The organism is Streptomyces sp. NPDC052016 (assembly GCF_044548445.1).
In the GTDB taxonomy this organism is placed as follows: Bacteria; Actinomycetota; Actinomycetes; order Streptomycetales; family Streptomycetaceae; genus Streptomyces.
Genome location: NZ_JBIUBX010000019.1, coordinates 86965 through 100712 on the forward strand (window position 1 = coordinate 86965; position 13748 = coordinate 100712).

Genomic DNA, 13748 nt, shown 5'->3' on the forward strand with positions numbered 1-13748 from the left:
AGGAGGCAATGCCCTGAACGGAGGGGACGGGGCCGCGCCGACGACAAAGGGGCGCCCGGTGTGCACCGGGCGCCCCTCAGAGCCGTACGGACGTGATCAGAGCTTGTCGATCACGTAGTCGACGCACTTCGTCAGCGCCTCGACGTCCGCCGGGTCGATCGCCGGGAACATCGCGACGCGCAGCTGGTTGCGGCCGAGCTTGCGGTAGGGCTCGGTGTCGACGATGCCGTTGGCACGCAGGACCTTGGCGACGGCGGACGCGTCGACCTCGTCGGTGAAGTCGATCGTGCCGATGACCTGGGAGCGCTTGGCGGGGTCGGCGACGAAGGGGTTGGCGTACTTGACGTCCTCGGCCCAGCCGTACAGGGTGCGGGCGGAGGTGGCGGTGCGGCGGACCGACCAGTCGAGGCCGCCCTGGCCGTTGATCCACTCCAGCTGCTGGTTCAGCAGGAAGAGGGTGGCCAGCGCCGGGGTGTTGTACGTCTGGTTCTTGCGGGAGTTGTCGATCGCCGTGGGCAGGCTGAAGAACTCCGGGACGTGGCGGCCGGAGGCGTGGACACGCTCGGCGCGCTCGATGGCGGCCGGCGAGAAGACGCCGATCCAGAGGCCGCCGTCGGAGGCGAAGGACTTCTGCGGGGCGAAGTAGTAGACGTCGGTCTCGGCGATGTCGACCGGGAGACCGCCGGCGCCCGAGGTGGCGTCCACCAGGACCAGCGCGCCCTCGTCGGCGCCCGCGACCCGCTTGATCGGGGCGGCGACGCCGGTGGAGGTCTCGTTGTGCGTGAAGGCGTAGACGTCGACGCCGGCCTCGGCCTCGGGCTCGGGGTGCGTGCCCGGGTCGGAGGAGATCACGGTGGGCTCGGCGAGCCAGGGGGCCAGCTTGGCGGCCTTGGCGAACTTGGAGGAGAACTCGCCGAAGCTGAGGTGCTGCGACTTGTTCTCGATCAGACCGTGGGTCGCGATGTCCCAGAAGGCGGTGGAGCCGCCGTTGCCCAGGATCACCTCGTAGCCGTCCGGGACCTGGAACAGCTCGGCGATGCCCTCGCGCACCTGGCCGACCAGGTTCTTCACCGGGGCCTGGCGGTGGGAGGTCCCGAGGAGGGACGTACCGGTGGCGGCCAGGGCGTCCAGCGCCTCCACCCGCACCTTGGAGGGGCCCGCGCCGAATCGACCGTCGGCGGGCTTGATGTCAGCAGGAATCTGGATCTCAGCCACGAGGCGGAGCGTATCCCCTGGGGGAAACGGGGCGGAAACGTGTCCGTTCGATGAGACGAGATCTCCGCCCGATGGACCTGTGGATATCTACGAGGGGAAGGCGGGCGGCGGACGGCCGACCACCGGGATTCCGTCACTGTCAGTGACCGGGTGCATCCTGGACGCATGACAGATCTCGAGGGGGAGCTGCGCAGGGCCGTCCGGGGCGACGTGGGGTTCGACGTGACCTCGCGGGCGTTGGCGACCATGGACGCCTCGAACTACCGCCGGGTGCCGCTGGGGGTCGTCGCGCCGCGGGACGCGGACGACGTGGCGGCGGTGCTGGAGGTGTGCCGGGCCCATGGCGTGCCGGTGGTGGCGCGCGGCGGCGGCACGTCGATCGCGGGACAGGCCACGGGCGTCGGCGTGGTGCTCGACTTCACGCGTCACCTGAACCGCCTGGTCTCCCTCGATCCGGTCGCGCGGACCGCCGTCGTGCAGCCCGGGCTGGTCCTCGACCGGCTCCAGGAGGCCGCCGCCGCGCACGGGCTCCGCTTCGGCCCCGACCCCGCCACGCACAGCCGGTGCACCCTCGGCGGCATGATCGGCAACAACTCCTGCGGGTCGCACTCGGTGGCATGGGGGACGACCGCGGACAACGTGCGGGAGCTGGCCGTCGTCACCGCGGGAGGCGACCGGCGAAGGCTGGGCTCCGGGTGGGCCGGCGCCCCGGACGGCCTGCGCACCCTCGTCGAGGGCGAGCTGGCGCGACTGCGCACCGGATTCCCCGAGCTGCCCCGCCGGATCTCCGGGTACGCGCTGGACGCGCTCCTGCCCGAGAGGGGCGCCGACGTCGCCCGGTCCTTCTGCGGCTCGGAGGGCACGCTGGGCGTGCTCACGGAGGCGGTCGTCGACCTCGTCGAGGCGCCCCGCGCGCGTGCCCTCGCGGTGCTGGGGTACGCCGACGAGGCCGCCGCCGCGGAGGCCGCGGCCGGGCTGCTTCCGTACGGGCCGCTGACGGTCGAGGGGATGGCCGCCGACCTGGTGCCGTCGGCGACGGGGCTGCCGCGCGGCGCGGCCTGGCTGTTCGTGGAGACGGGAGGCGCCGCGCAGGCGGAGGCACGCGCGCGTGCGGAGGCGATCGTGCGTGCGGCGGACGTCGTCGACGCGGCCGTGGTGACCGACCCGGCCGGTCGGCGCGCCCTGTGGCGCGTCCGCGAGGACGCCGCCGGCACGGCGACCCGGATGCCGGACGGCTCCGAGGCCTGGCCCGGCTGGGAGGACTGCGCCGTACCGCCGGCCAGGCTCGGCGCCTACCTGCGGGACTTCCGGGCCCTGCTGACCGCCCACGGCCTGCGCGGCACGCCGTACGGCCACTTCGGAGAGGGCTGCATCCACGTCCGCATCGACTTCGACCTGCTCACCGAGTCGGGCATCGCCCGCTTCCGCCGCTTCTCGGAGGACCTCGCCGACCTGGTCACCGCCCACGGCGGCTCACTGTCCGGGGAGCACGGCGACGGACAGGCCCGCGCGGAGCTCCTGCCGAGGATGTACGGCGCGGAACTGGTCCGCCTCTTCGAGCGCGCGAAGGGCATCTGGGACCCGGACGACCTGCTCAACCCGGGCATGCTGGTCCGCCCCGCCCCCCTCGACAGCAACCTCCGCTTCGCCGTCCTCCCCCGCGAACCCGTCGACGTGACCTTCGGCTACCCCGGCGACCACGGCGACTTCTCCGCGGCCGTCCGCCGCTGCGTCGGCGTCGCCAAGTGCCGTACGACGACGGCGACGGGGCCGGCGGTGATGTGCCCCTCCTACCGGGTCACCGGCGAGGAACAGCACTCCACGCGCGGACGCGCCCGCCTGCTCCACGAGATGCTCGCCGGCGACCTGGTCACCGACGGCTGGCGCTCGACCGAGGTCCGCGACGCCCTCGACCTGTGCCTGTCCTGCAAGGGCTGCCGCTCGGACTGCCCGGTCGAGGTCGACATGGCCACGTACAAGGCGGAGTTCCTGCACCACCACTACGCCGGCCGCCGTCGCCCGGCCGCCCACTACAGCATGGGCCGCCTCCCGGTCTGGCTCCGCTGGGCCGCCCGCACCCACACGGCGCCCCTGCTCAACGCGCTCGCGTCGATCGGCCCGATGGCGAGCGCCGGAAAGCGACTGGGCGGGATCGCCCCTGAGCGGGCGATCCCCCGGCTGGCGCGGGAGACGTTCAGCGCGTGGTGGCGCAGACGGGGAACGGAGCCCTCCGGAAGCCGGCGACCCGGCGCCGGCGGACCCGCACCGCAATCCGGCGCCGGCGGACCTGCGCCGGCACAAGGTGGCGTTTCGGGGGCCGGCGCGCCGGGTCGGGGGCCAGGGCAGGGGTCGGCGGCCGACGGTGGTCGGGTGTCGGCGTCCGGGGCGGAGGCCGTGGCGTCGGGGGGCGGTGCGCTGGTGGTCCTGTGGCCCGACACCTTCACGGAACACCTCTCGCCGTCCGTCGGCCGGGCGGCCGTACGCGTCCTGGAGGCGGCCGGGCTGCGGGTGGCGCTCCCGCCGACGCTGCTCATGCGCGGCCGGCCGGTCGGTGACGGCCGGTCGAGGTCCGCGGTCGCCCTGCTGACGGCCCGCCGCGGCCGCGTCTGCTGCGGGCTGACGTACGTCTCCACGGGCCAGCTCGACCACGCGCGCGCGGTGCTGCGCCGCACGCTCGACCTGATGGAGCCGGTGCTGGAGACGGACGTCCCGGTGGTCGTGCTGGAGCCGAGCTGCGCGGCCGCCCTGCGCGGTGACCTGCCCGAGCTGCTGCACGACGACCCGCGCGCCGCGCGCCTCGCCGCCCGCGTCCTGAGCTTCGCGGAGGTCCTGGAGCGGCACGCCCCAGACTGGCGCCCGCCCCGCCTGGACCGCCCGGCGGTCGGCCAGACCCACTGCCACCAGCACGCGGTCCTCGGCGACACCGCCGACCGCCGCCTGCGGGAGGCCGCCGGCCTCACCGGCGACCTCAGCGGCGGCTGCTGCGGTCTCGCCGGCAACTTCGGTTTCGAGAAGGGCCACTACGAGGTGTCGGCGGCGTGCGCGGAGGAGCAGCTCCTGCCGGCCGTGCGGGAGGCGTCGACGGACGCGGTGGTCCTTGCGGACGGCTTCTCGTGCCGGACGCAGCTGGAGCAGCTGGCGGGGGTGCGGGGGCGGCATCTCGCGGAGGTGCTGGCGGAGGCGCTGGACGGTGACGCACGGGGCGAGTGACGAGGCGGCCTTGTGCGGCTCCGGCCGGTGCCGCATCGTACGCACCACGCAGGTGGACTCCTCGGGGGGTGGAGTGGACGGCAACCGGAAGGACAGGCCGAACGGCCAGGACCGGGACGACCGGGACGACCGGGACGAGGACCAGGAACTGGGCCGGGTGCTCGGTGAGTTGACCGAGCGCATCCGCAGGGTCGACGGCAGACAGGAGACCCAGGCCGGTGAACTGCGGGGCGTGCAGGACACCGTGGGGCTGCTGCGCGGGCAGGTCGGCGGCCTGGAGGGCAAGGTGACCGGAGTCAGCGGGGAAGTGGCCGCGCTGCGCACGGACATGACCCAGGTGAAGGAGGACGTCGCCAAGCACTACGCACTGTTGGAGGGCATCAGGGAGGACCTGCGCCGCAAGGAGGCAAAGGACGACGCGCGGGCGCGGATCGACTGGCTGACGGCGGATCGGCAGCGGAGGTTCGGGCAGCGTGCCGAGATCCGTTCGCTGGCCCGTGGCCTGGTGGACACGCTCACCAAGGAGAGCGTGGATCGCGGCATGGTCAACACCTCGCTGATCAGGAAGTGCGTGGAGGAGCACTTCCTGCACGAGCCCCGGTTCTGGCTGGCGCCGGCCCTGCTGCACGTCGCGGCCACGTACTGCGAGCTGCCCGAGCTCAGCCAGGAGGCCCGCGGGCACGCCATGCAGCTCGACAAGTCCAAGGCACACCTGTTCTTCGCCCTGACCTCCGCCCGACTGGAGAACTACCGGCTCGCCGGCAGTTCCATGGACAACTACCTGCAGTCCCTCGTCCCGGCACGGCTGACCCAGGACTTCCTGGTGGTGCTGGAGGCCGTGGCCAACCGGGAGCTCGGGCCGCAGGCGGAGAAGTTCGTCGTCCGCACGATGGAACGCTGGTTCGCCGAGGCGCCGGCCGCGCCCGACGGGGAGCGCCGCGCGCGGGAGCGGCGCGAGCTGTGGCGGCAGCGGATGTGGAATCTGCGCGTACGGCTGCCCGAGGGTGAGTTCGCGGCATTCCGCAGCGTGTACGCCGGGGACTGGGACGCGCTGGTCGAGGGGTTCGAGCAGGCGGCGGTTGCCCAGGGCACCCTCGACTATCTCAGCCGGGAGTTCCCGGAGCGGCCCGCCGCACGTTCGGACCTCCGGCACATGGACAGCGCGCTCGAGCACCTGATCGACCGGCTGGAGCCCGACGAGGCGGAACTGCACGCGAAGATCGAGTGGCAGCAGCGGATCTACGACATGGACGGGGACCGTGACGCGGCCCGACGTGAGCACGAGCAGCGCCAGTCGGTCGACGTGGAGGTCATGACCTTCGAACAGCTGCTGGACAACGCGGTGTTCAAGCCCAGCCAGGTGGAGCTCGGTCTGGCGGCCCGCCGACTCGCCCTGATGTGCGTGTGGCCGCAGATTCGGACGGTGGCGACGGCTTTCGTCGAGACGTCCCTGCAGCGGCGGCCCCGGCACCTGCCCATAGCGATCGACGAGTGGAAGGGCACCCTGCCCGCCGATCCCACCGAGCCCGTCCAGGAGCAGCCGTTGCAGACGGCCCTCGCCCTGCATGTCGAGGAGGTGACCCGCCGCCGGGTGGAGGGGGTCCGCCTGCGACGGCCCCGACTGGTGGCGGGTGTGCTGGGCGTGATCGTCGGGGCGGTCGCCGCTGTGGTGTGGCAGCAGGCGGCGCTGGTGCTGCTCGTCGTCGCCGGACTGGCCCTGTGCGGGTACGAGTACCGGTGGGTGCCCGCGGAGCAGCGCAGGCTGCGGGCCGTGGGCCAGGCGCGTCGGCAGGAGGCCGCGGATCTGCTCGGGAAGGCACTGGTGCAGCGCAGGACGCTGATCAGTCGCTGGGACCGGTACGCCGACGGGCTCACCGAACTCACGGGCTGGCTGCCGCCGAGGGATCGGCGGTCACCGTGAACGAGGGGCATCTGCTCGGCGGCCGGTACCGGCTGAGAGGCCGCATCGGCAGCGGCGGCATGGGCGAAGTGTGGCAGGGCCACGACACCACGCTGGACCGGCGGGTCGCGGTGAAGATGCTGCCGCTGGACCGCATCGCCCTCGGCGAGAGCGACGACGAGCGGCGTGAGCGGATCCGGCTGTTCGAGCGCGAGGCGCGGACCATGGCCCGGATCGTCAACGCGCATGTGGCGATCGTGCACGACCAGGGCCGCGAGGGCGACGTCCTCTACCTCGTCATGGAGTACATCGACGGCGTCTCGCTGGCCGGGTGGATCGGCGAGGGCGCCCAGCTGACCCTGGAGCAGGTCGTGCGCTGGACGGTGCACATCTGCCAAGGCCTGGCCGCCGCCCATGCCGAGGGCGTGATCCACCGGGACATCAAGCCCGCCAACATCATGATCACGCATGCCGGGGACGCCAAGGTCGTCGACTTCGGGATCGCCTGCTTCCAGGACGCCACCCGTTCCCGCAGCGGCCATGCCACCCCGCTCTACACCGCCCCCGAGCGGTTCGCGCGGGACGGGGACGAGAATCCGGGGGTGGACCTGTACTCGCTGGGCTGTGTCATGTACGAGATGCTCACCGGGAAGCCTCCCTTCGGCACCGCCCGTTCCTCTGTTCCCTTCCTCATCAGCGAGCACCTCCACCGGCCGCCCCCCGCCCCGGGCGATGTCCGCAGGGGGGTGCCACCGGAGCTCGACCGGCTCGTCGTGCGGCTGCTGGACAAGGACCCGGCCGGGCGGCCCGCGGGCGCCGACGAGGTGGAGAAGACGATCCAGCAGGTCGTGGTGCACGACCCCCGGGTGGCCGCGTGGCCGGCCGTCGCATCCGGGACGGGCGGACGCCCGCACGTGAACACCGGCTACGTCGAGGAGATCCGGCGCAACGAACGCCGCATCCGTGAACTCACCGATCAGGGGGACCGTATGGCGGACGCCGTACTCGACGCGCGGGCCCGGCAGGCCGAGCTGACCGGCCTGTCCGGCGACGCCCGTGGCGCGGCCGCCCTCTACCAGCGCCTCGGCGACGACTGCGCCGCCGAACTCGGCTGGCAGCATCGGCGGGTGAGGGACGCGTACGTGGCGGTGGCCCGCTGGACGGACATGGTGGACGTCCCGGACACGACCTAGTCTGGTCAGCCATGCCGACTTCGAGGGAATTGACCCGCGTCGCCGTCCTCTCCGACATCCACGGCGTCCTGCCCGCCCTGGAGGCGGTGCTCGCCGAGCCCGAGGTCGCGGCGGCCGACCGTGTCGTGCTGACCGGTGACATCACGGCGGGGCCGCAGCCGGCCGAGGTGCTCGACCTGCTGCGGGCGCAGGGCGAGCGAGTGCTGTGGGTCGCGGGGAACGCCGACCGGGAGCTGGTGGAGTACCGGCGCGGCAGGCGGAGCGAGATCCCCGACCCGATCGGCCCGTTCGCGGCCGCCGCGCTCCGCGACGACCAGGTCGAGTTCCTGGAGACCCTGCCCACCACCCTCACCCTGACCGTCCGCGGCCTCGGCCCCGTCCTCTTCTGCCACGCCACACCGCGCGACGACGAGGAGGTCGTCCTCGTCGACTCCCGCCCGGCCCGCTGGGCGGAGGTCTTCGAGGGCCTGGACGAGGAGGTGCGCACGGTGGTGTGCGGCCACACGCACATGCCGTACGTCCGTCTCGCGCACGGCCGGCTGGTGGTCAACCCGGGCAGCGTCGGGATGCCGTACGGCCGCCCGGGCGCGCACTGGTGCCTGCTGGGGCCGGGGACCGACCTGCGAGTGACGCCGTACGACGTTCCGGCGGCCGTCGCCCGGCTCGTCGCTGAGTGCGCCTACCCGGGCATCGCCGAGTGGGCGGACCTCCATCTGCACGCGCGCGTGACGGACTCACAGGCACTGGAGGCTTTCGGCCCCCGCGACGGCCGAGCCTGACCTCCTGGGCCCAGTCGGCGGAACGGGGCCCCTGATCCGGCGGACGTGGCCACGAGTGCCGTCGTGCCACCGGCCGCGCTGTCCGGTATCCGAGACGTGGGTGGGACAGTGGTGTTATGGCTTCACACGCCTGACAGGGTCCATTACCCTGAACTCGGTAGTGCAGCGTGATGAACGCAGACTGTCGCCCCCGTCGCTCTGAGCACCAGGAACGCCCGTGAGTACCTCACCCTCCGCCACCACATCCGCCCGGTCGGCCGCAGCAGTCGAGGCGGTGCGCGGCCCGGGCCGCCGGGGGGCGCTCGGTCCCGTCGGGCTGGTGCTCGCCGGGGGCGTCTCCGTCCAGTTCGGCGGCGCGCTCGCGGTGATGCTGATGCCGAGGGCGGGTGCGCTGGGCGTCGTGGCGCTGCGGCTGCTGGTGGCGGCCGTCGTGCTCCTCGTCGTCTGCCGGCCCCGGTTGCGCGGGCACTCCCGGGCCGACTGGGGCACCGTCGTGGTCTTCGGCGTCACGATGGCCGCCATGAACGGCCTCTTCTACCAGGCCGTCGCCCGCATCCCGCTCGGCCCGGCGGTCACCCTGGAGGTCCTCGGCCCCCTCGCCCTGTCCGTCCTGGCCTCCCGGCGTGCGATCAACCTGGTCTGGGCGGGACTGGCCCTGGCCGGCGTCTTCCTGCTCGGTGGCGGGGGGTTCGGCGACCTCGATCCGATGGGGGTCGCGTTCGCGCTGGGCGCGGGCGCGATGTGGGCCGCGTACATCGTCTTCAGTGCCCGTACGGGCCGCCGTTTCCCGCAGGCCGACGGGCTCGCCCTCGCGATGGGGGTGGGCGCGCTGCTCTTCCTGCCGCTGGGCATCGCCGAGTCGGGCATGAAGCTGGCCGACCCGGTGACGCTGGGCCTCGGCGCGGCGGTGGCGCTCCTGTCGTCCGTCCTGCCCTACACCCTCGAGCTCCTCGCCCTGCGCCGTCTGCCCGCCTCCACCTTCGCCATCCTCATGAGCCTGGAGCCCGCCATCGCGGCCACCGCCGGCTTCCTCCTCCTCGACCAGGCTCTGTCCGCCATGGAGGCGGCCGCGATCGCGCTTGTCATCGCGGCGAGCATGGGGGCGGTGCGGACGCAGGTGGGGCGGGGAAGGGCGGCCGTGCCGGAGGCCTGACGGGGCGGCCGCCGACCTGGCGGCGGGCCGAGCCCGCGAGGACCATTTGAGCCTCCGCGACGCCAGTCGCGTCGTGAACCGCGCCCAAGACATCGCCGGAGCAGTGCGGTTCACGGCAGGCGGCACCGACCCCGTCACGGAAATTCATGCAAGCATGCTTGCTTGTTTCTGGGCCCGCTGCCATGCTCCTCCCCATGGCCGACCCGACGCCCGTGCTCGACGACCTGCGTGCCGAAAGCGACGAACTGGACCGTCTCGTCGCGGAGTTGGAGCCGGAGCGGTGGACGCTTCCGACCCCCGCCCCCGGCTGGACGATCGCCCACCAGATCGCCCACCTCGCCTGGACCGACCGCTCGGCCCTCCTCGCCGTCACCGACGAGGACGGCTTCCGCGAACTGGTCGAACAGGCCCTGGCCGCCCCCGACACCTTCGTCGACCGGGGCGCCGAGGAGATCGCCGGACTGCCGCCCACCGACCTCCTCTCGCGCTGGCGCGCGGACCGCGCCGCCCTCGACGAGGCACTCCGCAAGGCGCCCGAGGCCGCCCGCTTCCCCTGGTACGGCCCGCCGATGTCCGCCGCCTCCCTCGCCACCGCCCGCCTCATGGAGACCTGGGCCCACGGCCTGGACGTGGCGGACGCCCTCGGCGTCACCCACGCTCCCACCGACCGCATCCGGCACATCGCCTGGCTCGGCGTCCGCACCCGGGACTTCGCCTTCGGCGTGCACGGACTGCCGGCCCCGGCCGAGCCGGTCCGCGTCGAACTGACCGGTCCGGCCGGCGACCTGTGGGGCTACGGCCCCGAGGACGCCCCGCAACGCGTCACCGGCCCGGCCCTCGACTTCTGCCTCCTGGTCACCCAGCGCGCCCACCGCGCGGACATCGCCCTGCACGCCGACGGTCCCGACGCCGACCGCTGGCTGGACATCGCCCAGGCCTTCGCCGGGCCGCCCGGCAGCGGTCGCCCGCCGAAGGGCGACGCCGGATGACCCACCCCGCCCCCCGCGCCCTCCGCATCGGCAACGCCTCCGGCTTCTACGGCGACCGCTTCGACGCCTTCCGCGAGATGCTCACCGGCGGCGAACTCGACGTCCTCACCGGCGACTACCTCGCCGAACTGACCATGCTGATCCTCGGGCGGGACCGCCTGAAGGACCCCTCCGCCGGCTACGCCCGCACCTTCCTCCGCCAGATGGAGGAGTGCCTCGGCCTCGCCCACGACCGCAGGGTCCGCGTCGTCACGAACGCCGGCGGCCTCAACCCGGCCGGACTGGCCGACGCCGTGCGGGAGGTGGCCGGCCGGCTCGGCATTCCCGTACGGGTCGCGCACGTCGAGGGCGACGACCTCGGCCCTCGCTACCCCGACAGTCTCACCGCCCACGCCTACCTCGGCGGTTTCGGCATCACCGCCTGCCTGAAGGAGGGCGCCGGCATCGTGGTCACCGGCCGGGTCACCGACGCGGCCCTCGTCACCGGTCCCGCCGCCGCCCACTTCGGCTGGGGGCCCACGGAGTACGACCGGCTCGCGGGGGCCGTCGTCGCCGGGCACGTCCTGGAGTGCGGCACGCAGGCCACCGGCGGCAACTACGCCTTCTTCCGCGACGGCGACGTCCGCCGCCCCGGCTTCCCGCTCGTCGAACTCCACGCCGACGGCACCGGTGTCATCACCAAGCACCCCGGCACGGGCGGCTTCGTCGACGTCGGCACGGTGACCGCCCAGCTGCTGTACGAGACGGGCGGCGCCCGGTACGCGGGACCGGACGTCACCGCCCGCCTGGACACCGTACGGCTCACCCAGGACGGGCCCGACCGCGTACGGATCGACGGCGTGCGCGGCGAGGCGCCGCCCCCGACCCTCAAGGTGGGCCGCAGCCGCCTCGGCGGGTTCCGCAACGAGGTCGTCTTCGTGCTCACCGGACTCGACGTCGAGGCGAAGGCCGCGCTGGTGCGGGAGCAGATGGGGGAGGCGCTCGCCAAGTCCCGCCCGAAGGACGTCACGTGGGAACTCGTCCGCACCGACCGGCCCGACGCCGGCACCGAGGAGACCGCGAGCGCGCTGCTGCGCCTCGTCGTGCGGGACCCCGACGAGGCGGTCGTCGGACGCGCGCTGAGCGGCGCGGCCGTGGAGCTCGCACTGGCCAGCTACCCCGGCTTCCACGTCCTCGCCCCGCCCGGTAAGGGGTCCCCGTACGGGGTCTTCGAGGCCGCGTACGTCCCCCGGGGCGACGTCGAGCAGGTCGCCGTCCTCGACGACGGACGCCGCATCCCCGTGCCGCCGCTCGCCGAGATCCCCGTACGCGATGGGATCGACGACGGACCCGAGCCCCCGCTTCCCGAGCCCCCGCTCCCCGACCCCCTGCCGGTCGGGCCCGTGCGGCGTGCGCCGCTCGGGCTCGTCGCGGGCGCGCGCAGCGGCGACAAGGGCGGGGACGCCAACGTCGGGGTGTGGGTGCACACGGACGAGGCCTGGCGGTGGCTCGCCCACACGCTGACCGTCGAGCGCTTCCGCGCGCTGGTCCCGGAGAGCCGCGAGCTGACGGTCACCCGGCACGTCCTGCCCCGCCTCCGCGCCCTGAACTTCGTCGTCGAGGGCATCCTCGGCGCCGGCGTCGCCTCCCGGCACCGCTTCGACCCGCAGGCCAAGGCCCTCGGCGAATGGCTGCGCTCCCGCCACCTGGACATCCCGGAGGACCTGCTGTGACCGTCCTGCCGTCGGCCCTGGACACCAACGGCCCCGACTACCGGGCCAACCGTGAGGCGATGCTCGCCAAGCTCGCCGACCTCGACGCCGAACACGCCAAGGCGCTGGCCGGCGGCGGGGAGAAGTACGTGGCCCGGCATCGCGCGCGCGGCAAGCTGCTCGCCCGTGAGCGCATCGAACTGCTCCTCGACCCGGACACGCCCTTCCTGGAGCTGTCGCCGCTGGCCGCCTGGGGCAGCGAGTACGCGGTCGGCGCCTCGCTCGTCACCGGGATCGGGGTCGTCGAGGGAGTGGAGTGCCTGATCACCGCCAACGACCCCACCGTGCGCGGCGGCGCCAGCAATCCCTGGTCGCTGAAGAAGGCCCTGCGGGCCAACGACATCGCGCTCGCCAACCGGCTGCCCTGCATCAGCCTGGTGGAGTCGGGCGGGGCCGACCTGCCGTCGCAGAAGGAGATCTTCATCCCGGGCGGAGCCGTCTTCCGGGACCTCACCCGGCTCTCCGCCGCCGGCATCCCGACCGTCGCGGTCGTCTTCGGCAACTCCACCGCCGGGGGCGCGTACATCCCCGGCATGTCCGACCACGTGATCATGGTCAAGGAGCGGGCGAAGGTGTTCCTCGGCGGGCCGCCCCTGGTGAAGATGGCCACCGGGGAGGAGAGCGACGACGAGTCGCTGGGCGGGGCGGAGATGCACGCGCGCGTGTCGGGCCTCGCCGACTACTTCGCCGTCGACGAAAGGGACGCCCTGCGGCAGGCCCGCCGGGTGGTCGCCCGCCTCAACCACCGCAAGGCGTACGAGGACCCGGGACCGGCCGCGCCGCCGAAGTACGACCCGGAGGAGCTCCTGGGGGTCGTCCCCGGCGACCTGAAGGTCCCCTTCGACCCGCGCGAGGTGATCGCCCGCGTCGTCGACGCCTCCGACTTCGACGAGTTCAAGCCGCTGTACGGGACGAGCCTGGCCACCGGCTGGGCGACCCTGCACGGCTACCCGGTCGGCATCCTGGCGAACGCCCAGGGCGTCCTCTTCAGCGAGGAGTCCCAGAAGGCCGCCCAGTTCATCCAGCTCGCCAACCAGCGCGACATCCCGCTGCTCTTCCTGCACAACACCACCGGCTACATGGTCGGCAAGGAGTACGAGCAGGGCGGCATCATCAAGCACGGCGCCATGATGATCAACGCGGTGTCCAACTCCCGCGTGCCCCACCTGTCCGTCCTGATGGGCGCCTCCTACGGCGCCGGGCACTACGGCATGTGCGGGCGCGCCTACGACCCCCGTTTCCTGTTCGCCTGGCCCGGCGCCAAGTCCGCCGTCATGGGCCCGCAGCAGCTCGCCGGCGTGCTGTCGATCGTCGCCCGGCAGTCGGCCACCGCCAAGGGACAGCCCTACGACGAGGACGCCGACGCCGCCCTGCGCGCCATGGTCGAGCAGCAGATCGAGTCCGAGTCGCTGCCGATGTTCCTGTCCGGGCGGCTGTACGACGACGGGGTCATCGACCCGCGCGACACCCGCACCGTCCTCGGCCTGTGCCTGTCGGCCGTCCACACCGCGCCCTACGAGGGTGCGCGGGGCGGCTTCGGCGTCTTCCGGATGTGAGG

General features: G+C 73.4%; 9 protein-coding genes. 8 read left to right on the forward strand and 1 reads right to left on the reverse strand.

Features of this window, described 5'->3' with window-relative positions; genetic code table 11:
- Positions 1-96 precede the first annotated feature (96 nt).
- Positions 97-1215 carry a phosphoserine transaminase gene (gene serC / locus ACIHAR_RS23865; protein ID WP_365459842.1) on the reverse strand — a complete coding sequence of 373 codons (1119 nt, stop codon included), beginning with the start codon at positions 1213-1215 and terminating at the stop codon, positions 97-99.
- A 165-nt stretch (positions 1216-1380) separates the two neighbouring features.
- Here serC and ACIHAR_RS23870 point away from each other — a divergent pair, with 165 nt between their 5' ends.
- The 8 genes from ACIHAR_RS23870 (at position 1381) to ACIHAR_RS23905 (ending at position 13746) form a co-directional block, all read left to right on the forward strand.
- A complete protein-coding gene (locus tag ACIHAR_RS23870; RefSeq protein WP_400021637.1) occupies positions 1381-4425 on the forward strand; it encodes an FAD-linked oxidase C-terminal domain-containing protein in 3045 nt (1014 codons plus the stop codon).
- Positions 4426-4498: 73 nt separating this feature from the next.
- Entirely contained in the window at positions 4499-6346 is a 1848-nt protein-coding gene (locus tag ACIHAR_RS23875; protein WP_400021639.1) for a hypothetical protein, read from the forward strand.
- Positions 6343-7518: a serine/threonine-protein kinase gene (locus ACIHAR_RS23880; protein ID WP_400021641.1), complete on the forward strand. Its 1176-nt coding sequence runs from the start codon at positions 6343-6345 to the stop codon at positions 7516-7518. The genes ACIHAR_RS23875 and ACIHAR_RS23880 overlap by 4 nt, the downstream gene beginning before the upstream one ends.
- Before the next feature lie 11 nt (positions 7519-7529).
- On the forward strand, positions 7530-8297 hold the full coding sequence (locus tag ACIHAR_RS23885; protein WP_400021643.1) for a metallophosphoesterase family protein: 768 nt from the start codon (positions 7530-7532) through the stop codon (positions 8295-8297).
- A gap of 217 nt (positions 8298-8514) precedes the next feature.
- Positions 8515-9450, forward strand: coding sequence for an EamA family transporter (locus tag ACIHAR_RS23890; RefSeq protein ID WP_400021645.1), 936 nt, complete (start codon positions 8515-8517; stop codon positions 9448-9450).
- Between the two features lie 194 nt (positions 9451-9644).
- Positions 9645-10439 (forward strand): TIGR03084 family metal-binding protein, encoded by a 795-nt coding sequence (locus ACIHAR_RS23895; RefSeq protein ID WP_400021647.1) that lies wholly within the window; start codon positions 9645-9647, stop codon positions 10437-10439.
- On the forward strand, positions 10436-12151 hold the full coding sequence (locus ACIHAR_RS23900) for an acyclic terpene utilization AtuA family protein (protein WP_400021650.1): 1716 nt from the start codon (positions 10436-10438) through the stop codon (positions 12149-12151). The genes ACIHAR_RS23895 and ACIHAR_RS23900 overlap by 4 nt, the downstream gene beginning before the upstream one ends.
- Positions 12148-13746 carry a carboxyl transferase domain-containing protein gene (locus tag ACIHAR_RS23905; protein WP_365459818.1) on the forward strand — a complete coding sequence of 533 codons (1599 nt, stop codon included), beginning with the start codon at positions 12148-12150 and terminating at the stop codon, positions 13744-13746. Before ACIHAR_RS23900 ends, ACIHAR_RS23905 begins: the two co-directional genes overlap by 4 nt.
- The last annotated feature ends 2 nt before the right edge of the window (positions 13747-13748 follow it).